Origin of the sequence: Fundicoccus sp. Sow4_F4, assembly GCF_052116145.1 — a bacterium.
Taxonomy (GTDB): domain Bacteria; phylum Bacillota; class Bacilli; order Lactobacillales; family Aerococcaceae; genus Fundicoccus.
Genome location: NZ_JBQKLQ010000001.1, coordinates 811266 through 837357 on the forward strand (window position 1 = coordinate 811266; position 26092 = coordinate 837357).

24 protein-coding genes, 1 other RNA gene and 1 other annotated feature are annotated in these 26092 nt (G+C 37.7%); of the genes, 5 read left to right on the top strand and 20 right to left on the bottom strand.

What is annotated here, in order from left to right; genetic code table 11:
- The 6 genes from ACTQ5J_RS03660 to ACTQ5J_RS03685 form a co-directional block, all read right to left on the bottom strand.
- Positions 1 to 960, bottom strand: coding sequence for a PhoH family protein (locus ACTQ5J_RS03660; protein WP_441750649.1), 960 nt, complete (start codon positions 958 to 960; stop codon positions 1 to 3).
- A gap of 241 nt (positions 961 to 1201) precedes the next feature.
- Complete coding sequence (locus tag ACTQ5J_RS03665) at positions 1202 to 1588, bottom strand: hypothetical protein (RefSeq protein WP_441750650.1); 387 nt, start codon at positions 1586 to 1588, stop codon at positions 1202 to 1204.
- Positions 1588 to 1833, bottom strand: a complete 246-nt coding sequence (locus ACTQ5J_RS03670) for a hypothetical protein (RefSeq protein ID WP_441750651.1) — start codon at positions 1831 to 1833, stop codon at positions 1588 to 1590. The genes ACTQ5J_RS03665 and ACTQ5J_RS03670 overlap by 1 nt, the downstream gene beginning before the upstream one ends.
- Entirely contained in the window at positions 1821 to 1970 is a 150-nt protein-coding gene (locus ACTQ5J_RS03675) for a hypothetical protein (protein WP_441750652.1), read from the bottom strand. Before ACTQ5J_RS03675 ends, ACTQ5J_RS03670 begins: the two co-directional genes overlap by 13 nt.
- Positions 1971 to 2933: 963 nt before the next feature.
- The gene (gene rpsU / locus ACTQ5J_RS03680; RefSeq protein WP_441750653.1) at positions 2934 to 3107 is read right to left on the bottom strand and encodes a 30S ribosomal protein S21; all 174 of its coding nucleotides are present in this window, start codon (positions 3105 to 3107) and stop codon (positions 2934 to 2936) included.
- Between the two features lie 192 nt (positions 3108 to 3299).
- Complete coding sequence (locus ACTQ5J_RS03685; protein ID WP_441750654.1) at positions 3300 to 3797, bottom strand: Fur family transcriptional regulator; 498 nt, start codon at positions 3795 to 3797, stop codon at positions 3300 to 3302.
- Positions 3798 to 3855: 58 nt separating this feature from the next.
- Between ACTQ5J_RS03685 and ACTQ5J_RS03690 the strand changes: the two genes are divergently transcribed.
- Entirely contained in the window at positions 3856 to 4683 is an 828-nt protein-coding gene (locus ACTQ5J_RS03690; protein ID WP_441750655.1) for a pyruvate, water dikinase regulatory protein, read from the top strand.
- 53 nt (positions 4684 to 4736) lie between these two features.
- On the opposite strand, the gene ACTQ5J_RS03695 is transcribed toward ACTQ5J_RS03690, so the two are convergent.
- The 3 genes from ACTQ5J_RS03695 to hisS form a co-directional block, all read right to left on the bottom strand.
- A complete protein-coding gene (locus tag ACTQ5J_RS03695; protein WP_441750656.1) occupies positions 4737 to 5627 on the bottom strand; it encodes a deoxyribonuclease IV in 891 nt (296 codons plus the stop codon).
- Between the two features lie 72 nt (positions 5628 to 5699).
- A complete protein-coding gene (gene aspS, locus ACTQ5J_RS03700) occupies positions 5700 to 7481 on the bottom strand; it encodes an aspartate--tRNA ligase (RefSeq protein WP_441750657.1) in 1782 nt (593 codons plus the stop codon).
- A complete protein-coding gene (gene hisS / locus ACTQ5J_RS03705; RefSeq protein ID WP_441750658.1) occupies positions 7481 to 8806 on the bottom strand; it encodes a histidine--tRNA ligase in 1326 nt (441 codons plus the stop codon). The genes aspS and hisS overlap by 1 nt, the downstream gene beginning before the upstream one ends.
- A 45-nt stretch (positions 8807 to 8851) precedes the next feature.
- Positions 8852 to 9046: a binding site (T-box leader), on the bottom strand.
- A gap of 291 nt (positions 9047 to 9337) precedes the next feature.
- Here hisS and ACTQ5J_RS03710 point away from each other — a divergent pair.
- Positions 9338 to 10729: an N-acetylmuramoyl-L-alanine amidase gene (locus tag ACTQ5J_RS03710; RefSeq protein WP_441750659.1), complete on the top strand. Its 1392-nt coding sequence runs from the start codon at positions 9338 to 9340 to the stop codon at positions 10727 to 10729.
- A gap of 150 nt (positions 10730 to 10879) precedes the next feature.
- Here ACTQ5J_RS03710 and dtd read toward each other — a convergent pair whose 3' ends face one another.
- The 6 genes from dtd to ACTQ5J_RS03740 all read right to left on the bottom strand — a co-directional run bounded on the left by dtd (position 10880) and on the right by ACTQ5J_RS03740 (position 16727).
- A complete protein-coding gene (gene dtd / locus ACTQ5J_RS03715; protein WP_441750660.1) occupies positions 10880 to 11326 on the bottom strand; it encodes a D-aminoacyl-tRNA deacylase in 447 nt (148 codons plus the stop codon).
- A gap of 17 nt (positions 11327 to 11343) precedes the next feature.
- Positions 11344 to 13545 carry a RelA/SpoT family protein gene (locus ACTQ5J_RS03720; protein WP_441750661.1) on the bottom strand — a complete coding sequence of 734 codons (2202 nt, stop codon included), beginning with the start codon at positions 13543 to 13545 and terminating at the stop codon, positions 11344 to 11346.
- Between the two features lie 226 nt (positions 13546 to 13771).
- Positions 13772 to 14449: a deoxyribose-phosphate aldolase gene (deoC, locus tag ACTQ5J_RS03725; protein ID WP_441750662.1), complete on the bottom strand. Its 678-nt coding sequence runs from the start codon at positions 14447 to 14449 to the stop codon at positions 13772 to 13774.
- 32 nt (positions 14450 to 14481) lie between these two features.
- Positions 14482 to 15252 carry a 16S rRNA (uracil(1498)-N(3))-methyltransferase gene (locus tag ACTQ5J_RS03730; protein ID WP_441750663.1) on the bottom strand — a complete coding sequence of 257 codons (771 nt, stop codon included), beginning with the start codon at positions 15250 to 15252 and terminating at the stop codon, positions 14482 to 14484.
- Positions 15252 to 16202 carry a 50S ribosomal protein L11 methyltransferase gene (gene prmA / locus ACTQ5J_RS03735; RefSeq protein WP_441750664.1) on the bottom strand — a complete coding sequence of 317 codons (951 nt, stop codon included), beginning with the start codon at positions 16200 to 16202 and terminating at the stop codon, positions 15252 to 15254. Before prmA ends, ACTQ5J_RS03730 begins: the two co-directional genes overlap by 1 nt.
- A 30-nt stretch (positions 16203 to 16232) precedes the next feature.
- The gene (locus tag ACTQ5J_RS03740; protein ID WP_441750665.1) at positions 16233 to 16727 is read right to left on the bottom strand and encodes a DUF3013 family protein; all 495 of its coding nucleotides are present in this window, start codon (positions 16725 to 16727) and stop codon (positions 16233 to 16235) included.
- A gap of 348 nt (positions 16728 to 17075) precedes the next feature.
- Between ACTQ5J_RS03740 and gpsB the strand changes: the two genes are divergently transcribed.
- The 3 genes from gpsB to ACTQ5J_RS03755 all read left to right on the top strand — a co-directional run bounded on the left by gpsB (position 17076) and on the right by ACTQ5J_RS03755 (position 19071).
- Positions 17076 to 17432 carry a cell division regulator GpsB gene (gpsB, locus tag ACTQ5J_RS03745; RefSeq protein ID WP_441750666.1) on the top strand — a complete coding sequence of 119 codons (357 nt, stop codon included), beginning with the start codon at positions 17076 to 17078 and terminating at the stop codon, positions 17430 to 17432.
- 22 nt (positions 17433 to 17454) lie between these two features.
- An RNA gene (gene rnpB / locus ACTQ5J_RS03750) (RNase P RNA component class B) lies at positions 17455 to 17820 on the top strand.
- Positions 17821 to 17931: 111 nt separating this feature from the next.
- The gene (locus tag ACTQ5J_RS03755) at positions 17932 to 19071 is read left to right on the top strand and encodes a THUMP domain-containing class I SAM-dependent RNA methyltransferase (RefSeq protein ID WP_441750667.1); all 1140 of its coding nucleotides are present in this window, start codon (positions 17932 to 17934) and stop codon (positions 19069 to 19071) included.
- A gap of 198 nt (positions 19072 to 19269) precedes the next feature.
- On the opposite strand, the gene ACTQ5J_RS03760 is transcribed toward ACTQ5J_RS03755, so the two are convergent.
- The 5 genes from ACTQ5J_RS03760 to ACTQ5J_RS03780 form a co-directional block, all read right to left on the bottom strand.
- Positions 19270 to 20022 carry an amino acid ABC transporter ATP-binding protein gene (locus ACTQ5J_RS03760; protein ID WP_441750668.1) on the bottom strand — a complete coding sequence of 251 codons (753 nt, stop codon included), beginning with the start codon at positions 20020 to 20022 and terminating at the stop codon, positions 19270 to 19272.
- Between the two features lie 24 nt (positions 20023 to 20046).
- Entirely contained in the window at positions 20047 to 23325 is a 3279-nt protein-coding gene (locus tag ACTQ5J_RS03765; RefSeq protein ID WP_441750669.1) for an ABC transporter substrate-binding protein/permease, read from the bottom strand.
- A 332-nt stretch (positions 23326 to 23657) separates the two neighbouring features.
- A complete protein-coding gene (locus ACTQ5J_RS03770) occupies positions 23658 to 24545 on the bottom strand; it encodes a prephenate dehydrogenase (RefSeq protein ID WP_441750670.1) in 888 nt (295 codons plus the stop codon).
- 28 nt (positions 24546 to 24573) lie between these two features.
- Positions 24574 to 25455 (bottom strand): prephenate dehydratase, encoded by an 882-nt coding sequence (locus ACTQ5J_RS03775; RefSeq protein WP_441750671.1) that lies wholly within the window; start codon positions 25453 to 25455, stop codon positions 24574 to 24576.
- Positions 25456 to 25617: 162 nt separating this feature from the next.
- Positions 25618 to 26040 carry a ribonuclease HI family protein gene (locus ACTQ5J_RS03780; RefSeq protein WP_441750672.1) on the bottom strand — a complete coding sequence of 141 codons (423 nt, stop codon included), beginning with the start codon at positions 26038 to 26040 and terminating at the stop codon, positions 25618 to 25620.
- Between the last annotated feature and the right edge of the window lie 52 nt (positions 26041 to 26092).

The following is a 26092-nucleotide window of genomic DNA, read 5'->3' on the forward strand; positions in this document are numbered from 1 at the left end:
TTATTCATTGTAAGCTCTTATTATATCCGCGACCACCGGATGACGCACCACATCGAACTCATCGAATTGCACGAAAGAAATTCGTCGTACATTATTTAATTTATGTTCTGCATCAATCAAACCTGATTTCACTCCGTTTGGCAAGTCAATTTGAGTCTTATCGCCGTTAATAATCATTTTAGATCCAAAACCTAAACGGGTTAAAAACATTTTCATTTGTGCAATTGTTGTGTTTTGAGCTTCATCCAGGATAACATAAGCATCGTCTAATGTTCGTCCACGCATGTAAGCTAGAGGGGCTATTTCAATAATGCCTCTTTCCATTAAGCGATTGGTCTGCTCTGTCCCATATATAGTATATAAGGCATCATAAATCGGTCTTAAATACGGATCGACTTTTTCTTTCAAATCCCCAGGTAAAAAGCCAAGGCTTTCTCCAGCTTCAACGGCCGGTCTTGTTAATATAATTTTTTTAACGGTGCCTTCTCGTAATGCTTGTACGGCAAGAACAACTGCTAGAAATGTTTTACCAGTTCCGGCTGGTCCTATTCCAAAAACGACATCGTGTGTTTCGACAGCTTTAACATATTGTAATTGTCCAAAGTTTTTCACTCGAATTGCTTTACCGTCTGCAGCTCGCCCTACTACTTCGTCATATAAATTTAAAAAATAATCTAAGGTGTTATTCTGAGTCATTTTAATGGCGGTCATGACATCCATCGTCCGTGGTGTAATGTTTCGTTCCATTAATTGTAGTAAATTTAATAAGAGTTGACGGACTTGTTCGACTTCTTGTTCGTTTTCGCCCGACAGATTAATCATTTCGCCTCGATTTGCAATGGTGACTGCAAAGTTATCTTCTATTAAATTAACGTACTTATCCTGTGTGCCCAATAAAGCAATTAGCCAATTGGGGTTAGTGACAATCAGTTGACTCGAAAAATTATTAGTTTCACTCAAATAGTTGTCTCCTTTTCAGTTTGAATAATCTAACAATATCACAACTGAGCGGAAATTTGAACAAATTAAATCGATTAGTTTAGCCATCGTGAAGCTTGAGTAGCTTCTTTTGATTCCTCCACAGATCGATTAGCCATACTCGGAAAAATAAGGGGCTTCCTTTTGAAGAGTTTGTTTAATAATGGCAACAAAAAAACTAGTATCAACAGTAATAAACTGTTCATACTAGTTTGTGTTGAATTTATATAAAAGCTAACACTAAACTTAAAATGATAATCGCTGCTGCAGGTGGATCAATATGTGATCGAACTCTAGCGTTAATGTGTATGCCGATAAAGTCACAAAGCAAATTGGCCATCACACCAAATACTCCAGCCAGCCAAACATTATCGAAAGTTAACATCGCAATGTCTGCGATTAAAGCGATATGATGTACCATAGGTATATTGATACCGGCTGCAATAAAGATTAGGACGAATGCCCCTAAAACAAAGCCGAATAGCGGGATTTGAATGACATCAATCACACCACCGATGATAACCGCTAAAGCAAAGCTCCAAATCATATTGAACATTAGTGGTTTCGTTAATAATTCAACTTTACTAACGTCAGCTGGTAGTTGACTCACTAAACTTCGCCAAATAATAATCTAGCTAAGATGTTTGTCCCTACACCCCCTACTGCAATATTATCTGCTAGGAAACCTGATCCATTTAATAATGAAGTTATTGTGTAACCTAAAACACCAAATACTCCTGCGACTAGTAATACGCCCACATTATTTGTGGTTACTAATGGAGCAAAAATATTAGAGCCATCGAAAATTTCTGCCGTTGAATCTAATTTCTCTTTCTCTCGTGTCACCTTGCCCAATAAGCAGCTGCTGCAACTGCCCCAGCAAATGATATTTCAGAACTAATGATAGGACTTAAGACCACTGTATTTAAAAACACATCTGACCCTGTCGAAACGATTAAGCCAATTCCAATCAGACCAAAAAAACCAAACATTATAAATACGGTTGCTCCTCCAAAAACAGCGTCGAAAATACCACCGAAAAATGCAAGTATATAAGGGATTAATTGTTCAATATAGAAAGCTCCTTTTAATTTATCATTATGCTTAACAACCTAGTTGTTAAGTATGCCTTCGTAATTGGTAACGCGAAAGTAACTTTTCTAATCAATTCTCTATTCAACTTGAATAGCCCCCAATAGCTACCGATTGTAAACGCCGCCAAACGACTGCAATACAACTCTATATTATATTATTGTGATAAGATAGTTGAACTTTATTCACAGTGCTCCTGGATGCAACAACTTGACACGACAGATATAAACTTACCGATCAATTTCATAGCAATAGGCTTTCTTTAGTCTATTAGGACAGGTTGAGTGCTTAATATTCGTTGAGTTAAGTTCACTTTTTATTTTAAATGACTACTTATAGACATTGTTAACAAGTTATTTATGCCTTAATTTGCTGTTTCGAGAACAGTTAGTTGAGTATTTAATTTTAAGTACAGAAAAAGCGTCCCATTAAAAAATGAGACGCTTAATTTTTAAAGCAGCATCTAGCGCTATAGTGATCGCGTTATGCATTTCACCATAATTCCATCTGCTTGACCTTTAAGTTTAGGCATCGTTTTACTAGAACTTTAACAAATTCTAAAAAGATTTTGTTAAAAGTTCATTCGACGATGGGTATTTCATGGAGAATTTAACCCGAAAATCCTAGAGACTAAACGGATTAAATTCAGCTAAAGTATCGTTTGGCTGCTTTCTTTCGCGTGCAATTGCGGTTATCTCCTGATCGGTTGATACGGAATCAGATTAGTTAATCTGCTCATTTTGCAGTGCTGCTTTCAGCATCCGAATGATTTTTAGGGTTCTTAGTCTTTAGTTTTCATCGCTTGCTTAACGTTCATGATAAGATTGACCATAATTAACCTTACAATCAGCCTTTACCAGATACTAAAACTTTCTTTTACGAGCTGCTTCAGATTTCAATTTTCGTTTAACACTTGGTTTTTCATAATACTCGCGTTTACGAGCCTCTCTTAAAGTACCTGTTTTTGAAACGTTACGCTTGAAGCGACGAAGAGCGTCATCCAATGATTCGTTATCGCGAATAACTGTTTTTGACATATGGTTCCCCTCCCTCCGAGCTTTTAGTAACCCTTCATTAGAAATAAAGTTTCTAAATAAAGTCCTTCTAACATTATAGCAAAAACCGAATCATTTTCAAGCTATTTTCCAAATGAATATGACGAATTTTAATATTTTTTTTAACTTTATTTGATAAATAGACTTGTTTTATTAAAAAATATAGTTTTCCCCTTATGGTACTGCATGATTTGCCGAAAGTTTGCTTGCACATTCTCGGCATAATCCAAACACTTCAAATCGATGTGATTCAATCACAACTCCAGTTAAATCAGTCGTCACTTGTTGCATCGGACAAGCATCTAATAATAGCGTTAAGCCACACTCACGACAAATAAAATGGTGATGATGATGATTTTCTACTTTCTTTTCATTTAATAAATAGCAGTCAAAACGGAAAAGTTGTTCTTGATTATATTCAGTTGATTCTAATAAACCAATTTCCACGAAGTCATAAATATTACGATACGTCGTATTATAACTCATCGTTGGATAACGTTCACTCATTTCTTGATGAATGTGAGTTGCACTTAAATAGCGTTGAGTTTGTGCGAACAGTTCGATGATTTCTTGTCGCTTTTTGGTTAATTTAAAGCCAGCTGCTTTTAATTGTTTGATACCGGCAGTTACAAGTTCACTTGTTTGTGAAATTTGCTTGCTTTTTTCTTTCATCATCATTGCTCCTTTTTCATTTTATGCTATGATGTGAGAATAGAAGAGGAGGATTTGCATGGATAAAAAAAATCAAACCTTACACTATTTTATTCTCTCAGATTCGATTGGTGAAACAGCACAGAAAGTAGCCAGAGCTGCCCTTGTGCATTTCCCATCAGCAAAAACAGTATTACACAAATATACTTTTATTTCAAATATTGAAAAAATCGATGAAATCACTCATGATGCGTTGAAATATGATGGTTTATTATTTATGACAATTGCGAATTCGGAATTGGCTAAATACGTCGAACAAAAGTGTATTGAAACGGGATTGATTTGCTACAATCTCATTCAACCATTCACGTTAGAAATACAACGTCGTTTAGGTATCGAAGCAACGTCTTTAGCTGGTGCTCAACATGAACTGTCTGACGAGTATTTTGACCGTATTGAAGCAATGGAGTTTTGTATGAAATATGATGATGGAAAAGATCCTAAAGGGATTGGTGAAGCTGAAATCGTCTTGTTAGGCATTTCAAGAACCGGTAAAACACCGCTCAGTATGTACTTAGCGACTCTAGGATATAAAGTATGTAATTTACCTTTAATACCTGAAAATGAATTGCCAGATATTCTTTTTGAAATTAACAAGTCGAAAATCATCGGCTTGACAAATAATGTTTCCGTAGTGAATAAACACAGAGAAATAAGAATGTTAGAATACGGTATTCCTGAAGGCTCTCGTTATGCTTCTTCTGAAAGAGTTCAACAGGAATTAGCTTATGCAGATGAAGTTTACCGTACATTAGGCTGTCCAGTCATCAACGTGGCAGATCGAAGTATTGAAGAATCAGCGCATATTATTTCAGAGATTATGAAACTTGTTCCCCTTTCCTTTTAAACCCAAATTAAAATCCCCTCAGTACTCAAATTGAGTACTGAGGGGATTTTATATTATTGTTCGATGATGTCAGTCATCAAGTTTGGATTGTAGGTCTGTGACTTAAGCATTTGAATTTCATGACGATAAGGCGCTACTTTCTTCTTTTCATTTAAAGGTAGCCAAGGGGTTTCTAATATTTTCGGAATATGAGTTAATTGCGGATGATGGACAATACGATTTAAAGTTTCAAAACCAATGCTTCCTTGCCCAATGTTAGCATGACGATCTTTATGACTCTTAAAAGGATTCTTCGAGTCATTGATATGTAAAACTTTCAAACGATTTAAACCAATTATCTTATCAAAATCATTTAATACGCCGTCTAAGTCATTGACAATGTCATAACCCGCATCATAGACATGGCAAGTATCCAGCGTGATGGATAATTTTTCATTATAGGTCACTCCATCAATGATACATGCTAATTCTTCAAAATTACGGCCAATTTCAGTACCTTTACCTGCCATGGTTTCTAAAGCGATTTGTGGTGTTTGCTCTGGGGTCAAAACTTCATTAAGTCCCCGAACAATTTGTGCAATACCACTATCTACTCCTTGTCCCACATGAGCACCAGGATGCATGGTAATCTGCTTCGCCCCGATATACTCTACTCTTTCAATTTCTTGTCGTAAAAAATCTGTAGCAAATTCGAAATAACCTTCCTTAACTGTATTGCCTAAATTGATGATATAAGGAGCGTGAACCGTACAGAACTTAATGCCATGTTCAGCCATGAAAGCCTTCGCTTCTTCTAACCGGAACAACGAGACGTCTTTACGGCGCGTATTTTGCGGTGCTCCTGTATAAATCATGAAAAGATTGGAGCCATATGACGCAGCTTCTTTAGCTGAACCTAACAACATTTCTTTTCCACTCATTGAAACATGGGAACCTAATAACATGAATGCATTCTCCTTTTAACTATTATTCTAAATAATTTAACCCAACTAGACTATGCCAGTTGGGTAGTGTGTTTAGTCTTTTTGACTACGAATATTTAGGTGTAATTCATTCAATTGACTGTTTTCTACATAACCAGGTGCACTTGATAATAGATCAACACCACGGCCTGTTTTAGGAAAAGCAATCACTTCACGAATGTTCGGTTCATTTGCAAGTAACATTACTAAACGGTCCAAACCAAGAGCGAGTCCACCGTGCGGAGGGAAGCCGTATTCTAATGCATTTAATAAGAAGCCAAATTGCTCTTCTGCTTGTTGGCGAGTAAAGCCTACTAAGTCAAAGATTTGTTCTTGCATTTCAAGGGTGTGGATACGGATACTTCCGCCACCAATTTCATAACCATTCAAGACGATGTCATAAGCTTGAGCTAATGCTTCTGCTGGTTTTGCTTTCACAGCTGCTGGATCATCGTGTTGTGGTGCAGTAAACATATGGTGCATTGCGACATAGCGCCCTTCTTCTTCGTCATATTCAAACATTGGCCAGTCTGTAACCCATAAAAATTCTAAAGCATTCGGATCAAACAGCTGATGTTTTTTTGCTAAGTGAACACGTAACTCACCTAATGAAGCGGCCACTACCTCTGCTTTGTCTGCTACGAAAAATAGAATATCACCCACTGACGCATTCAGACGGTCAGTGATTAATTTACTTTCTTCTTCTCCCGCAAAGAACTTAGCAATTGGTCCGTTAAAGCCTTCTTCAGTGACTTTTAACCAAGCTAAACCTTTCGCTCCGTATGGTTTAACAATATCAATTAACCCATCTGCTGTCTTACGAGTATAGGCATCGGCTTGTCCTTTTAAGTTAATTGCTTTGACCTGACCGCCACTCTGTGCGACCGATTTAAAGACACCAAATTCTGATGTTTCTGCCATATCTGTAAAATCAACCAATTTCATTTCAAAACGAATATCTGGTTTATCCACTCCGTACTCAGCCATGGCTTTCTCGTATGTCATCGTTGGGAAGGCTTCTATCAGTTCGATTCCTTTAGTTGCTTTAACAACTTCTTTTAACATTTCTTCTGTTAAGCTTTGAATCTCAGCTTGAGATAAGAAACTTGTTTCTAAATCGACTTGAGTAAACTCTGGTTGACGATCTCCACGTAAATCTTCGTCACGGAAACAACGAACGATTTGATAGTAACGGTCAAATCCTGCACCCATTAATAATTGTTTAAATAATTGTGGCGATTGTGGTAAGGCGTAAAACTTGCCTGCTTCACGGCGAGTTGGCACTAAATAGTCACGTGCACCCTCTGGGGTTGATTTTGTTAAGTAAGGTGTTTCTACATCAATAAAGTCTAATTGATCTAAGTAGTTACGAATCGCACGCGTTACTTGATGTCTTAGTTTTAAATTGTTATACATTTTCGGACGTCGTAAATCTAATACACGATTACGTAAACGTACTTCTTCGTCAGCATCTAAATCATCTTCGATATATATAGGTGGTGTTTTAGATTTGGCTAATAAAGTCAGTTCTTCCGCGAACAATTCATAATGTCCTGTTGGAATTTTAGGGTTGATTTGAGTTGCTTCACGTTCTTTAAGTGTACCTGTTACTTCAATTACATATTCACTACGTAATTTATCAGCTGTTTCCATCTCGTCGCTGCTTAAATATTCAGCATTAAAGACTACTTGACAAAAGCCTTCACGATCACGTAAATCCGCAAATATTACACCACCAAGGTCACGACGCTTTTGAACCCAACCTTTTAACGTAATCGTTTGACCGACTAAAGATGGTTCGATTAATCCACAGTATACTGTTCTTTGCTTACTCATTATAATTCTCCTCTAAAATATTTATCTATTTCACTCGTGTCAACTGTCGCACGGCGGTAAACCCCTGAGAAATCTTTTAATATTTCATCCAGTTTCACAGTCGATTGTTTACCATTTTCTTGATTTTTTAATTGAACAACTTGTTGTTCCACTTCATTATCTCCGACAGTCATTACCAATTTAGCTTGAAGCTTTGCAGCAGTTTTAAATTGTGACTTCATGCTACGTCCTAAGTAGTCACGTTCTGCTAACAGACCTTCTGTTCTAGCTGCTTGCACAAGTTGTAAAGCCATCACATTACTTGCTTCGCCTAAGCCCATTACGTAAACATCTAATGGTTCTTCAGTAGGAATGTCAACTTCTTGTTCTTCCAATAGAAGCATTAAGCGTTCAACACCCATTGCAAAACCAAAGCCTGGTGCAGATGGTCCACCTAATTGTTCGACTAATCCGTCGTAACGTCCACCACCACAGACTGTTGATTGTGATCCAATCGTATCGTCTTCGACAACAATTTCAAAAATTGTATCTTGATAATAGTCCAAACCCCTAACGATTAACGGATTGATTTCAAATGGAATATCCAGTGCCTTCAACATGGTTTGCACTTGGCTAAAGTGTGTTTGACTCTCTTCACTTAAAAACTCTAAAATCACAGGTGCGTCTGCTACTAACTCTTTATCTTTAGGATCTTTACTGTCTAAAATTCTTAATGGATTATCAGATAATCTACGTTGTGAGTCCGCACTTAATTGATCTTGTATTGGTGTGAAATAAGCAACAAGTGCTTCACGGTATGCCGCTCTTGCTTCTGGCTTACCTAATGAGTTCAATTGAATTGATAATTTTTCAATACCTAACTCTTGGAAGTAATCCCATGCTAAAGCAATACTTTCAGCATCAGTTGCAGGATTTCTACTACCAAATACTTCTACACCAATTTGGTTAAATTGACGTTGACGTCCTGCTTGGGGTCTTTCGTAACGGAACATTGGCCCCATATAGTAAACTTTTAAAGGTTGTGGATGCTCTGGTCCAAATAACTTGTGTTCAACATAAGCCCTTACTACAGGAGCAGTACCTTCTGGTCTTAAAGCTAAGCGACGATCTCCTTTATCCATAAAATCATACATTTCTTTAGAAACAATATCCGATGTATCCCCAACAGTACGACTAAATAAGTCGAAAGCTTCAAACATCGGTGTACGAATTTCTCTAAATTGGTAAGTGTCAAATACAGCTCTTGCTGAATCTTCAACGAATTGCCATTTATAAGAGTTTTGAGGCAGAATATCTTCTGTCCCTTTCATTTTTTGAATTAACATAATTTTCCTCCTGAATATAAAAAAAGCGCCTATGACGAATAATTGTCATAGGACGCGGAAATTTGCGTGGTACCACCTAAATTTGTAATGTATCATTACCTCTAACCTTAACGCGGTGAACGGAGTAACTTTTAACTACTCTTCTCCGTAGTGTCTTCATTAAGTCTCGCACCCTTGCAGCCTTCGGGGATTGCTCTCTAAAATTTCGCCTTAATTACTTATCTACTTCATCGAATAAACTATGATTTACTATAGGTTACTGATTTTAGTCCATAAAGTCAAGTAATTTTCTTAGTAAAATTTAATTATTCATTCGACTTACCATTTATCTTTCTCGCTGTCAGATTATTATTCCTATTTTGTTGGACAGATTAGCCATCGTTTGAAAGCGGTTTATATCATCTGCTTGTCAGTTGTGTTACCGTTAAATGACAGATGAAGAGGATGTTTGAATTCAACGCTATAAGTTTATATAATAAGCTTATGTTTTTAATAAGGTTTTCATGAAAAGGAGGGATTTACATCCAACTGATGCGTCAGTTTTTTAAAATTGTGTTCTCTCGCAACTATTTCCCTCCATTGCTAACAGTCACTATTTTTCTAATCAGTGCATTGAGTATTTCAGTCCTGCTATCGAACACCGCATTAATTATCGAACGTGACAATGTAATTGTAAGAACGGAGCCGGCAACAAACTCTCAAGCCTTGTTGCAATTGGAAAGTAATACCGAAGTGAATATTCTAACCAATCGCAATGGCTGGTACAAAGTTCGTGTTGATGGAAGAACGGAAGGCTGGATACCTCAATGGTTATTAGAGTCCACTTCTTTAGAATCAGATCAAAATATGGCGGCACAAATTTTGATTAATACCCCTATTTATTCTAGTCAAGACGAAACGACCGAACAAATCATAACAGTTGAAACTGGCACTTATCTATTTGTTCAAAACGAAGCGAATGGTTGGTTACTTGTATCCTTTGAAAATCAATACGGTTATATCCCCACTCGTCTCGTTAATCTTGTACCTGCTGAATCAGTAATAGATGAAGAGGATGCGCTTGATGTTGTTGAAACGCAACCGGTGTACAACCGTGATGAGTTGGAAAAGCAAAGGGCTCAAGCTGAAAAAGCTGTAGTTATTCGTTCAAATGAAGAACCTCTATTAACTGAAGCCGCTGTTGATTCAGAAATCATTTATTATGCACTATATAATCAGATGTTTACACTGATTGAGACAATCGAAGATGCAAATGGTAATGAATTTTATTTAGTTGAAGATGATGATGGTATTCGAGGATATCTTGATTCTATCCGTGTGTCAGTTTCAAGTTACTCACTTGGACACGTGGATTGGCCTATTGCAAACAGCTTAGCACAAGCCACGATTATGTTGGATCCTGGTCATGGCGGGGAGGATTCTGGCGCAACCAATGCTAACAGTACTGCTTATGAAAAATCTGCCACATTTGATACGGCTATGGCTTTGAAAGCTCAGCTTGAAGCTGAGGGAGCAACTGTGATGTTGACACGACCGACCGATGTCTTTGTTGACTTAGAAGAGCGTGCTGAGGCAAGTAACTTGAATCAAGTCGATGCTTTTATTAGCCTGCATTACGATGGGTCTGAAGATCCTACTTGGAGCGGAACAACAACCTATTATTACCACGAAGCAGACGAAAGTTTAGCACAAGCAATTAATCAAAGTATCACACCATTACCTTTAGAAAATGTTGGGGTAATGTTTGGTAACTACCATGTTTTACGTGAAAATACTCGTCCAAGTATCCTTTTAGAATTAGGATATATGAGTAATCAAAATGACTTACAATATATTTTCAGCGAGAACTACCATGAATTAGTTGCTTCAGCAATTACGGACGGTTTGCTTAATTACTTCGAGCAAGTCCAAGCTTTAAGATAGTCTATCCATTTTATCAGACATTAGACGATGAGTCTGACTCAATAACGCCACTTAGATCAAGTAGCTCTTCTGTTGACTCATCGATTTATTGAAATCTAGCAAACAAATAAACCTTCATCCGGAGTATTTACTCTGGATGAAGGTTTATTTTTATGGCTTTTTTGAATCGATTAAAACAGTGACTGGCCCATCGTTTAGAATGGATACTTGCATCATTGCTCCGAAACGTCCAGTTTCAACTTTGAAGCCTTGATTTTTTAATTGGTCATTGAAATAATCATAAAGCGCTTCTGCTTGTTCTGGTCTTGCTGAATCGGTAAAGCTTGGTCGATTACCTTTACGTGTATTCGCAAATAAGGTGAATTGACTAATTGATAAGATTTCGCCACCTACCTGGCTTAATGATAAATTCATCTTGTCATCTTCGTCTTCGAAAATACGCATTTTAGCAATTTTACGAGCACAATATTCTGCATCTTCTTCAGTATCTTCATGGGTTACTCCCACTAATAAAACAAAGCCTTTTTCGATTTGACCTGTAATTTCTTGATCAATCGTTACCGAACTTTGCAAACTTTTCTGGATTACAACTCTCATAGAAACGCCCTTTCAGTTTAAGATTTAATACGTGATACGTCGTAAACGTCCGGAATGCTTCTTAATTTAGACATTAAATTATCTAATTGATCCGTATTTGAAATAGCAACCTTAATCACCACGACTGCTGTGCTATTGGCATCCACTTTTCCGTTAACATTACGTAGGTTTTTGACGGTATGATTGACCACATGCAGAATGTCATTAATCATACCCGAACGGTCGAAACCAGTGATTGATAATTCTGTTTCATACTCTGTCGAAAGTTCTTCTTGTGTTTCCCACTCGACATGAATGGTACGTTGCTTTAGATCAGGTTCACTCTGTAAGTTTGTACAGTCTTTGCGGTGAACGGAAATCCCTCGACCGCGTGTAATATAACCGACAATTTCATCACCAGGTACAGGACTACAGCAACGGCTGAGACGAATCATTAGATTAGCGACGCCTTCAACTACAACGCCACTTTCGTGTACAGTACGGCTACCACTTGAGTTTGCTGGGTTTTCTTTTGAAATAGCAGCCGTTTGTTGCTTGTCATTTTCTCTTTCCGGTGTAATTCCTAAGAAGTTTAAAACGGTTGTCGCAGATAATTCACCCAAACCGACAGCTGCATATAAATCAGTTAAACTATTAAAGTTGAATCGTTCTAATAAATTTTTCTCATTTTGCTTCTTGGTAATTAATTTAATACTCGCATTATTATCTTTTAAATCTTTTTCTAGTGTTTGTTGTCCTCGTTCTGCGTTTTGATCACGGTCTTTTAGTTTAAAGAAACGCTTGATTCTGTTACGCGCTTTACTTGTTTGCGTAAAACTTAACCAATCGCGACTTGGACCATTTGAACTTGGATTCGTTAAAATTTCAACAATATCCCCATTTTTTAATTTATAATTTAAGGGTGCAATGTTTCCATTAATTTTTGCTCCAATTGTTTTGTTACCAATTTCCGAGTGAATATGGTAGGCAAAATCAATCGGACCCGCACCGTTAGGTAATTCAAACACGTCCCCTTTTGGAGTAAAAATATACACTTGATCCTTGAAGATATCTTCTTTTACAAAGTTCATAAATTCGCTAGCGTCTTGAGCTTCATCTTGAAGTTCTACAAGGTCTCTAAACCAATTTAATTGTTTTTGAATGTTATCTTTGCTTTGAATCTTTTCAGTTTTACCCTCTTTATAAGCCCAGTGAGCAGCAACCCCGTACTCAGCGACCTCGTGCATCTGGAAGGTTCTTATTTGAATCTCTACTGGTTTACCGTATGGACCAATAACTGTCGTATGAATCGATTGGTACATATTGGCTTTAGGCATTGCAATATAATCTTTGAAACGTCCGGGCATTGGCTTCCATTTCGTATGAATCGCACCTAAAACAGCATAGCAATCCTTAATCGTGTTAACTAATACTCGAATCGCAAGTAAATCATAGATATGATCAAAGTCTTTATTTTGGTCGACCATTTTACGGTAGATTGAATGAATATGCTTCGGACGGCCATAAACTTCTGCTGAAATTTCTAACTCTTCCACTGCTTCATCAATATCTACGATCGCTTCTCGGATATATTTCTCTCTTTCGTCACGTTTACTGTCCATCAAACGGACAATTCGATAATACTCACTTGGATTAATATAGCGCAAAGCGATATCTTCTAATTCCCACTTAATTAAATTCATACCAATACGATCAGCTAAAGGCGCATAAATCTCAATGGCTTCTTGCGATTTTTCGATTTGTTTACTTTCTTTTTGGAACTTTAATGTTCGCATATTGTGTAAACGGTCAGCGAGCTTTACCATGACAATTCGAATATCTTTAGCCATGGCTAACAGCATTTTACGGTGATTTTCAGCTAGCGCTTCTTCTTTGCTTTGAAACTTGAATTTACCTAATTTAGTTACTCCGTCGACTAAAAGTGCAACAGTTTCAGAAAACTCTCGTTTAATATCTTCTAAAGTATATTCCGTATCTTCCACCACATCATGAAGAAAACCAGTTGCTACAGTATCAGGATCCATTTGGAGTTGCGCCAAAATACCAGCCACTTGAATTGGATGGATAATATACTCCTCACCTGATAAACGTACTTGCCCTTCATGTGCATTCGTAGCAAAGTCGAGTGCTTTCTTTACATATTTTGTATTTTTTTCATTCATATAACCTGCACAAATATCTATAACCTCTTGTGCCGTTAATTCTTGATTACGAGCCATTAGCTTTCATCCTTTACTACAATGTAATTACCAGTTATTATACACTACAATGCTTTTTAAATACAAACATTGTTTCACCAGTCTTTTAAGGACTCCCGATGATAGATAAACAACCTTGGGTATTTATTGTTAAACATTCAAAAAACTGACTGCATCACTCTTAAATAGAGTCTGACACAGCCAGTTCGTCATATTATAATTAAAATAATATTTTTTTATCAACTAATTAGTAGTTATCGTCGCCCGTTAGGTCAGCTGGTTTTTGTGTCACAATGGCAATACCTTTAGAAGCGCCAATACGGGTAGCTCCAGCTTCAATCATCGCTATCGCTTCTGCATAGTTAGATACACCACCACTTGCTTTCACGCCTAAGTCTGCTCCTACAGCTTTACGCATTAACGCAACATCTTCAAGTGTCGCTCCACCCGTCGAAAATCCTGTTGACGTTTTAACAAAGTCAGTACCAGCGCGTTGAGCAGCTTGTGATGCTAGTGTTTTCTCTTCATCATTTAGTAATGATGTTTCAATAATTACTTTAACGATCACATGGTCAGGCATTGCTTCAACAACCGCGCGAACATCACTCTCTACAGTCTTCCAGTCACCTGCTTTTGCAGCACCAATATTGATAACCATGTCAACTTCAGTCGCTCCAGCTTCTACTGCTTGTTTAGCTTCGAAAACTTTAACGGCCGTAGTATTCGCTCCTAGAGGAAAGCCAATTACCGTACAAATCTTCACATCACTGTTGCCTAAAGCCATTTTAGCCACTGGAATGTGAACTGGATTGATACAGACTGACATGAAGTTATAGTCAACTGCCTCTTGACATAATGTTTCAATTTGGGCAACCGTCGCATCTGCTTTTAACAATGTGTGGTCAATATATTTACTTAGTTCCATTTTAATACCTCTTCCATTTAATTAATCTATTTCTAGTATACTTTATCTAATTCAAGAGCAAAACTCAAGGCACTTAAAAAATAGATTGGCGCTGTTTCGGCTCGTAATATTCTTGGCCCTAAACTACACGCTATAAAACCTGCTGCTTCCAATCGTTCAACTTCTTGGGGCTCCAAACCGCCTTCAGACCCAAATACAATCAAGATATTCTGATTGCTTTTGATGCTGTTGATTATCTGTACTAATTGCGAGTGTTGCCCTTCTTTTGCTGTTTCTTCATAAGCAATGAGCTTGATATCATAATCTGAACTCGCTTGAAGCAATTGTTCCATCGTGTGTAATGACGTAATTTTAGGAACCATTAATCGATGACTTTGCTCGGCAGCTCCTTTAGCAATTTTGGCTAAACGATCAATCTTAGCGTCGGCCTTTTTGCCGTTCCATTTTACAACATCCCTTTTCAAAGCCAGTGGCATAAACTCGCTCATACCACATTCTGTTGCCTTTTGAACAATCATTTCAATCTTATCATTTTTAGACAAACCACACGCAATCGTCACTTTCACTGGCAATTCAACTGAATTAAAAGTATCTTTTTCGATTCTTATGATTGAAAGTGTGGCTTGTCCATCCATGTTATCAACCAATTCAGCCAGGTAACTTAAGCCATCTTCACTTACTACTGTTATTTTAGTGCCTAATTGAGCGCGCATGACATTCAGAAAATGATGACTATCCTCTTGACTTAAAGTGACCAGTTCACCAATGTCAACTTGTAACCTATTTAGAAAATAATGTTGCATCAAACTTCACGTTCCTTTTGAGTAACATAGCCTAACCAGCCTTTTAACCAAGTTTTCTGAATTATCATCCAACCTTTTTCTTTTAAAACCTTTTCTAATTTTTCGCCTTGTTCTTCAAGAATACCTCCTAAAATTAAGTAGCCCTCATCTGTCAATAATACTTTTGCATCGTCTAACATATTGACTAATATATGTGGCAGAATATTTGCAACAATGACATCCGCTTCATCTTTGACACCAACTAAAAGGTCATTCACACTAAAGCTTAATGGACTTAAGTCGGCTGTTTTTTGGTAGGCCATATTCTGTACGGCGCTTTCTATCGCTTGTGGATCTAAATCATAACCTTTAACCATTGAGGCACCGAACGCTAATGCCACAAATGCTAAGATACCAGAACCCGTTCCTACATCAAGCACACGGTCTCCACTACGCATAAACATCTCGAGGCCTTGAACACCTAATTGTGTCGTTGGGTGGTTGCCTGTTCCAAATGCTAAGCCTGGATCCAGTCGAATCACTCGCTCATCCGCTAGACCTTCATACTCTTGCCACATAGGCACTATTTTAACAAAACGACTGACATCTTGGACTTCATAATGTTGCATCCAATTTTGTTGCCAGTTTTCATTTTCAATTTCTGATAACTTAATACGATAAAGAACTGATTGAACAGCCTCTTTCACTGCCAGTTCGAATGCCTCTAAATCGATCATACGTTCTTGAGAAAAATATCCCACCACTTCAGTATCACGATTCAACAATTCCTCAGGAATCTCTTGAGGAATTTCACCAAATAAATCTGGATGATTTTCTAAATAGCCAAATGCATAATTAACCTCTGTACCTTCTGCTTCAATTTCTAATAATAAATAACTCAACCAATCAATCAGTTGGGTATCAAGTGAAGCAACTGTGACAGTTAGTTTCTGCCAACTCTTATTTGTCAATTAAAATTCTCCTTCTCTTAGTCAATAGGTTCAATTTGTTTTCGGAAAGAACACTTGACTTTCACTATAACGTGATGTGTTGATTAAACTTTCTCTTAATTTATTGAATTCATCTTCATTCCAAAAAACATTAAAGCGCGTTTCTTCTGTTTGTCTCATAAATTCACGCCATTTAAGTGGGACTTCAGCTGTTAAAATTTTCAAATACTTTATAATCGCAATTAATTCTCCATACATAATGCCTCTATCGGAATTAACTGGGACGGTTGTTATATAATGTTTCGCTTCAACTTTTACTAAATCTTCATCGTAGATAAGGACCCTCACTTCAAAAGGCACCTCATCATTTTTATAAACATTCTGGTAGACATCTTGTAAAACAAACTGATTAGAGTTATCTAATTGAAATTGGAAAATAATTTCTAGATAGTGGCGCTGTTCTTGCCATTCTATGCCCCATTCGCAATGAAAATAATTTTCTTGAATTAACTTATCGACGACCATTAAAATGTTGTTACGTTCCATTTTATTTCACCTACTTTGCATTAATATTATGAATGACTAAACCATAAAATTCAATCAGAAACTCCCATTTTCTTCTATACTTCACGACTTCTATTGATAATACGAGCTTTCACTTGCAAATAAGAACAGATATTCGCTTTTAAAATAATATTACGCATGTCATAATGAATAATACAGAGCTAAATCTTAAAAAGCTTTAAATACTTACATTTTCTTTTGATAATTGGGAAGAATAATAGTAAACTGTAATAGTTGCTAATTAGCATCCTTTACAGGAAGCTAAATTAGATTGAAATAGAGGTTTGATGTTTCATATAATTCATGACAAAAACTTACGAGGTGACTGAAATGGCTGAAAAAAACTTAACAGCAAAAGATATATTACAAAAAGAATTTACCAAAACCATGCGTGGTTATAATACTGCAGAAGTTGATGAGTATTTAGATAATATTATTCGCGACTACGATTCATACCAAAAAGATGTTGTTTACTTAAAAAATGAAAACGAACGTTTAATCAGTAAAGTGGATGAATTAACGAAACAATTAGCACTGGCTAAGAAAAATGTTCCAAATACACCTGGTAGTGGCGTGACTAACTTTGATATCTTAAAACGTTTATCTAATTTAGAAAAACATGTTTTTGGTTCAAAGATTAATAACACTGATAACACCATTGATTACTCAGAAGTAACAAAGTATTAAGCTAATAATTAAATAATTAGTGAGTTTCAGATAATCGCGGTTAAACTAGATTTAGCTGAGGAAAGTCCATGCTCGCACAAGCTGAGATGCTTGTAGTGTTCGTGCTCAGCGAAACAATAAGCTGAGGTAGTACAATTGTGCTAACGGCGAAGAAACCATCTAAGGCGAAAGCTATGATGCAGTACTTCCTAAGGTGCCACAGAGACGATACTTATTGGAAACAGTAAGTTTGGAACGGGTAAACCCCTCGAGCGAGCAACCCAAACATTTGGTAGGGGCACTTTTTCAACGGAATTAAACGGAGAAAGAGACAAGAAATTGTAGATAGATGATTATCCTTTTGTTACGACGCCTATTCGTAACAATTGACAAAACATGGCTTATCGAAACTCACTATTAGGCATTAAAAGACTCTGTTTCAGAGTCTTTTTTATTGGATTTTTCACAAGTTTTTAAGCATACTATTCCTAAAAATAACACATTATGAAAGGAGTCTTTTATGAAGACTTATTCGCTTATCGCAACAGTTGCTGCAGGTATTGAATCACTTGTTGCAAATGAATTAAAAGAACATGGCTACAAAACAGAAACTGAAAACGGACGCGTCCGTTTTGAAGGAAACGCTCGTGACATCGCATTCACTAACTTATGGTTAAGAACAGCAGACCGTATTAAAATTTCTTATGGAGAATTTACTGCCAAATCGTTCGAAACACTATTTGATCAAACGTACGCCCTACCTTGGGAAGATATTCTTCCACTGGATGCAGAATTTCCAGTTAGTGGTAAATCAGTTAAGTCGACACTTTTCAGTGTGCCAAACTGTCAACGTATCGTTAAAAAAGCAATCTCAAAACGTTTGATGGACTACTACCACCGTCGTCAACATTTACCTGAAACGGGTGCTCTATACCCGATCGAAGTATCGATTTTAAAAGATCATGTTATTTTAAGTTTAGATACTACTGGTTCAAGTTTATTTAAACGTGGTTACCGTATGGACAAAGGCGGCGCGCCACTAAAAGAAAATATGGCAGCCGCTTTAGTAAAATTAACTACATGGCGTCCGGATCGTCCTTTATATGACCCTACTTGTGGATCTGGAACCATCTTGATTGAGGCTGCATTAATCGGTCACAACATCGCTCCAGGTTTAAATCGCGAATTTTCTGCTGAACAATGGACAATGTTGAATCCAGACGTTTGGCCAATTGTCCGTCAAGAAGCTCGTGAAGCCATTGATCATGATATCGAATTAGATATTTACGGGACAGATATTGATCACCGAATGATTGAAATTGCCAAAGCTAATGCCAAAAAGGCTGGTGTTGGTGACAGTATCCACTTCAAACAAATGCAATTAAAAGACTTTACAACTGAAAAGGAATTTGGCATTTTAATTTCTAATCCACCTTACGGTGACCGACTACTCGATGAAGAAGAAGCTCACGAAATTTACCGACAAATGGGCGACATCTACCGCGCCATGCCGACATGGAGTAAATATATTTTAACAAGTGATGAGACCTTTGAACAACATTATGGTGCCCGCGCAACTAAGAAACGTAAATTATATAATGGTGCTTTAAAAGTTGATTATTACCAATATTGGGGAATTAGAAAGAAACGAAACGACTAATGCTAGCCCGCTTGACCAAATCTTATGTGTAACAGAAGTCAATTGAATAAACGCGATAAGTGAATTATCCTATTTTGCCCCTTTTCTTTGATTAGGGGTTTTTTGTTTTACTTACGAATAGCGGACTTTTTTCCTGCCTCAGGCATTCCTCCCATAAGTAAAAGCCCAGTCCTTTTGAACTGAGCTTTCTCCTATTGATTAACTTATACTCGCATTCGTCGCTTCAAAACCACGAATAAATTGACGCGTCCGTTCATTTTGTGGATTCTCAAAAATCTGAGTTGGACTTCCTTCCTCCGCAATTCTTCCTTGATCTAAAAAGATAATATGGTCAGACACTTGTTTGGCAAAATTCATTTCGTGAGTGACAAGTAACATTGTCGTTTTCTCATGTGCGACTTGCATAATCAAATCTAAAATACCGCCCACTAACTCAGGATCCAAGGCTGACGTCGGCTCATCAAATAAAATCACTTCAGGTTCAATCGCTAAGGCTCTAGCAATCCCAACCCTCTGTTGTTGCCCTCCGGATAACTTATTCGGATAATAGTTCATGCGACTCTTCATCCCAACAATTTCTAAATAGTGTTCAGCGATCGGTTTGGCCTCGGCCAAGGTCATCTTTTTGACCATCAATAAGTTTTCCATCACGTTTTCTAAAGCGGTTTTCTTAGAAAATAACGCATAGTTTTGAAAGACCATCGCAGTTTGCCGTCTCAAAGCTAAAATCTCCTGTTGGCTAATTTGCTCGACCTGCTTAACGGTTTCACCAATTTGAATCAACCCTTTATCGGCTGGCTCAAGAAAGTTTACTGTTCGTAATAAAGTGGATTTACCAGACCCACTCGAGCCAATGATCGTTAAGACATCTCCCGTCGCAACTTCTAAATTGATATTTTTTAAGACTTCATTTTTATTAAATGATTTGGACCAATTCTCTAATTTTAACATGTTATTCTCCTTTGGCTCATTCTCTTAAGGGCGTTCTGGCAATGAGTCGATCTCCAACTCATCTTCCTCATGTTCAACAGCGAGGTGCTGATCAACATTCAGTCGGCGCTCTAGACGACGAACTAACTGTTCAATCAGAATACAAATAATCCAGTAAATGATGGCGACAGCAATATAGGCCTCGAAAAAGCGTAAATTAGAACCAGCAATAATTCGAGCTTGTCCCATAATATCAATCACTGTTACTGTAAACGCAAGCGACGTTCCCTTCAATAAACTAATCAGACTATTCCCTAAGTTAGGAATCGCAACAATTAATGCAGACGGTAAAATGATGCGACGCATTGTCTGACCATTTGTTAAACCGATTGACTTAGCTGCTTCAATTTCAATCTTATTGACCGATAGAATAGCTGCACGGAAAGTTTCAGAGTTATAAGCGGCTTCGTTTAGACCAAGCGCCACAAACACATACAACAAGGCAGGAATACCATTGACATCAATGCCCCAGCCCATTTGAGCATTTAACCAACGGACGACTAGCGGGAAACCATAGAAAGCTAAGAATAATTGAACCAGTTGCGGCGTCCCTCTCATAAAGGACACAAAAACACTCAAGACTTGGGACAAAATAGGAACCTGTTTTATCTTGACTAAAGCAATCAAGAATCCTAGGGTCAAGCCGATGAAAGCTGACACCAGTGTCATCAATAAAGTGACCGGCAATTTTTCTAGAATTGATGGAATAATTTGAGGAATGACTTCAGGCGCAAAAATCTTCCCATCTGATGAACGATTAGTTGAAGCTGGCAAAGAGTCGTCCGCTGAACTTGGTAATTCTTTCAATCTGTCAGCTTCAATCGCATCATTTTTGGCAATGATCTCATCCGATAACTGTGTATCATCTTGGCCAAAATATTTAGTACTGATAGCTGCTAAAAAGCCATCCTCTCGCATCTCAGCTAGCACCCCATCAATCGCTTGACGCAATTCAAGACTGTCAGCATCTTCTCGATATAAAACATAGGCGCCTGGTGGTTGAATCGCATCTTCATTTTCGATGGGATGACCTAGCAAATCAATACCAAACGTATTTTCAACATCAGTTAAATAAGTTGTCGAATAAATCGTCGCATCATAACGACCCGAGGCCACCTCTCGAATAATCATTGACGCATCCGCATCAATGTACTCTAAATTAACTTGGGCATCTGGAGTATCCTGATTATATTGTTCCATAAAAATTGCTTGCGCGGAACCGGCTACCAAGCCCATCTTCTTACCGGCTAAATCAGCCAAGGTGATTGCCTCCCCCTCATCCGGTCGAGTAATCAACACATTATGAGTCATCACGTAAGGGTATAATGAGAACACATACTTCTCCCGGCGATCAGGTTTCTCACCAATATTATTCGTAATTAGGTCAAAAGTCCCCGCATCCAAGCCGGCGAATAAAGAAGCAAATTCAGTCGTACTATAGTCAAATGTATAGTGCTCAAGCCGCTGATCTAACTCTTCAAGTAATTCAATTTCAAAACCTGTTAATTGATTATCTTCATCAAAGTAATTGTAGGGCTTTGATTGAGCGGAAATGCCCACCGAAACAGTTTCAAGGCTAGCCTCATCAGCCGTCTCCGTTCTGTCTGCTTCAATCGCATCGTTTTTAGCAACGATTGCCTCTGTTAATTGCGTATCATCTTGGCCCAAATACTTCATGCTAATCTCCGCTAGACTGCCATCTTCTCTCATCTGAGCGATGACCTCGTCCATTCTATCGCGTAATTTTGCATCATCATTCCGATAGATAAAATAAGAACCTGGAGGTCTAATCACATCTTCATTATCAATCGGATGAGCTTTTAAGGAAATGCCAAACGTTTCTTCAACATCGTACAGATAAGTCGTGGCATAAATGGTTGCATCAAAGCGCCCATTATGAACATCTCTGATGATGGTTGACGGATCAGAGTCAACATATTCAATTTTAACAGCTGAGCCTGGATTTTCTTCATTCCAAGCTTCTAAGAATAGCGATTGCGGTGAAGCAGGCACCACACCAAAGCTTTGTCCTGCAAAATCTTCAATGCCTAAATCATCGGTCACATCTTCTGACGTAATGATAACATTATGAGTCACGACGTATGGATATAATGAGAAAAGAAACCGATTACGACGATCGCCACCTTCTCCTAAATTGTTGGCGATTAAATCAAAATTTCCTGAATCCAAGCCAGCAAATAGAGAAGCAAATTCTGTCAGTTCAAAACTAAAGGAGACATCATCTAAACGTCGATCAATCTCTTGAATAATTTCGACTTCCAAGCCGACTAATTCATTCTTATCATCGAAATAGTTTAAAGGTTTCGTTTGACCCGACGTTCCAACTATCACTACTGAATCATTTGTGTCGCTCGGCTCCAAACTCGCTTCGCCAGTCCGCATGCTTTCAATTTCGTCATTTTTCGTCATTAAAGCTTGGTTTAACTGAGTATCATCTTGCCCAAAATATTTAAGACTTAACGCTGCTAGAAAACCATCTTGTCGCATTTGGGAGAATACCTGATCAATCGCGAGTCTTAACTCTTGGCCTTTTGTATCATTGCGATATAAAGCGTAAGCTCCAGGTGGTTGAATGGCATCCTCGTTTTCAATCACATGCCCCACTAATTCAATACCAAACGTATCTTGAACATCTTTTAAATAGGTCGTGGAATAAATGGTCGCATCATAACGACCTGACGCTACTTCTCTAATTATTGTGGAAGCATCCGCGTCAATATACTCTAAATTTACTGTTGCATCAGGGTGGTCAACATTGTATTGTTCCATAAAGATTGCTTGTGATGAGCCTGCAACAATCCCCATGGTCTTGCCCGCTAAATCGGTCAGCGTCACTTGTTCACCTTCATCTGGACGTGTGATCAACACATTATGAGTAACGACATAAGGATACAATGAAAACAAATACTTTTCTCTTCGATCTGAATTTTCACCAATATTATTTGTAATCACATCAAAGGTTCCTGCGTCTAAACCAGCAAAAAGTGACGCAAATTCTGTTGTGCGGTAAGTGAATTCATAAGCTTCCAAGCGTTGGTCCACTTCCTCCAATAATTCAATTTCAAAGCCAGTTAATTCGTTAGCTTCGTCGTAGTAATTATATGGTTTTGATTGTGCTGATATTCCGACGGTCACTTTCTCTTGTGCATGAACCTCTATTGGCTGTTTTTTTATACCAAGCAAGGTCATTAACGCTACAACCAGTGCCAATAAATATTTTTTCCTTTGTCTACTGTGTCTCATTGTCATCCTTCTTTCCTATTATAATAACGTGATAGCTTGTCGATTTATCCAAACAAAAAGAGCCGATTAGCAATTAAACTAATCGACTCTAACTTAAATGTCAGTCAAGCCGCTTAGATTGCTAAAACTAATCTATGCGGCGAACACAAATTACTGCCCTCATAGATACAAACCAGTGTTTGTATCTAGAGTGATACAAACATTATCTATAAAAGCTGTAAAAATATATCATTGTTTGTAGCATTTGTGTTCTCATACACTGACCACCCCTTCATGTTTAACCAAATTTTAATAGTTACTCCTGGGAAAGTCAAGGATTTCTCACCGTTTTATCATTTTCCTCGTTCATTTGCGTGACTGTGAGCTAAATCTGTTGTTTCTAACTCTAATCTTCGCTTCGTTGATTCTACGAACTCTCTTTCCAAAGCTTTCTGATTCTGAGCCAAGATAGCTTCCTTAATCGTAGACAATTTGTCTTCAAACGCATCGAAAACCTGTAAGAGTGCTTCTCGATTATTCAGCATCAATTCAGACCACAATGACTCATTCATTTTCGCAATGCGCGTCAGTTCACGGAAACTGTCTCCAATAAAATCGACGGTTGCATGCTCAGATTGATCACTATTAATTAATGCTGCTGCAATGATATGCGTTAACTGACTAGTATAGGCAATCATTTCGTCGTGTAATTGAGGAGTAGCCACAGTTAAGCGTCCAAAGCCAAGTCCCTTAATAAACTCAGAAAATTTATCCAATGCCTCTGTCGTATTATCTTTATGAGGCGTCAGAATATAATTTGCGTGTAGAAAAACCCGTTCATCAGAGAAGGCAAAGCCTTGGCTTTCTCGACCCGCCATCGGATGACCAAAAATAAATTCAACTTGCTTAGGCACGACTGGCAAAATTTCAGCCATAATTGCTTGCTTAATTCCGGAAGCTTCTGTGATTATCGCGCCATCCTTGAAGTCTGCATGATGATCTTGAATAAACTGTTTCACTAAATTAGGATAAAGCGCAATAATGACTAAATCAGCTTGTTGCAGAATTGTGTGGTTTTGAATCTCTCCTCTTTGTATCACACCTAATGAGAGGGCCTCATCAATTGCCTTTTGATCAATATCAATGGCCGATACATGATACTGTTTAGGAAATCTATGGTGAATCGCTTTTGCAAAAGACCCACCAATGATGCCCAATCCAACTATTGCTATATGTTCCATACGTCTCCCCTTACTATCTTACTCATTCCTATTTATTAGATGGTCGCTGAACGGCTTTAAATTGTCCGATCAGTTGAACATACTCCGCGACATGTTCTAAGGTTTTTATTAAAATATCATTCGAGACCGTCATCTTATCAGCCAAGAGTTCTAAAAAGAAACCATAAGTAAAGGCTTGATTTTTTATCGGTCGAGCCGTTAAACTTAACAAGTTTCCATTGTAGATATCAAAGACTTGTAGCACTTTTAATAAGGCGCCTGCCTCGTGTCTCGTCTCAATATAAAACGAAAGTACCTCGCCTGAATAGTCTTTGTTAGTATGCTTCTTTTCGACGACATAAAATCGTGTCATATTATTCGATTCATCCTGAACATCTTCTAGTAAAGGGATTAAGTCGTATAATTCACCTGCACGCCCGCTAGAAATAGCTGCCACATCTGGTCGATTGAGTTCTTTTACGTACAAGCTCGCTTTAGCTGTATCATCGTGAGCTTTTGCTTCAATGTGTGGGTAACGAGCAAAAAAATTCGAGCATTGTGACAAAGCCTCTGGATGAGAGTAGACTGTCTTAATCTGCATTAAATCACTACCCTTTGCTGCCCATAAATTGTGGCTGACCGGCTGATAAGCCTCAGCAATACTTATGACTGGTTTATATCGAAGTTGATCGAGTAATTTAGTGATTGCTCCAGTTGTTGAGTTTTCCACGGGCACAACGATTAAATCGACTAATTCATTAAGCAAGGCATCCGTCGTTTCTTGAAAACTAGAATGTTCAACCACTTCATAGCTTCTATTTGCTTGAGTATTCGGTGTGCGCCCAATGTTTTCATTTTCTAGGCGGTTAATATAATCGCGCGCAGTCATCTCACTATATGAACCTGCAATTCCTTGAATCCCAATTTTCATTACAACACTCCATTTCCATTAGAATCTTCAATCTATTATGAGAATTTAATTAACTCCAATACTGTATCATGCTTTCAATGAGATTCCTAGCCTGAAACAGCCAACAAAATCAGAAGATGATTGACCTTTTCCTACTGAAAAAGCTAGTTCAATAAAATATTTCTATTCGTCTATAAAAGTGAACAACTTTCCTTGTTGATGCAAAGCCTGTTTGGCTAACACATCCGCCCCTTTATTCTCTTTTTCTGGCAGCCATTGAATAAATGCTAAGGGTGATAATCGAAACCGACAAAGTATACTTTCTAAAAGAACCCGATATTGAGTCTCTTTAACGTATTCTTTTTCTACCGATTGCACAACAATTTTGCTGTCCGAATAGAAGAATAAACTTTCACCCAGTAAATTTTCAGTTTCAAGTATTCTTAAGGCTTGATCTAATGCCATAAACTCCGCTTGATGATTATCAAATACTTTAGCTATATGAATTTTATACTGTTTCTGTTGTCCATGTCTTTGGATGATAATCGCTAAGCCAGCTGCTTGAGTTTTCATTTGATACGCGCCGTCTGTATAAATTTTTATCAATCTTCTCTCCTCCTAAGGCTAGTAAATATGTTAAGATAAGGCGTAACGCAGT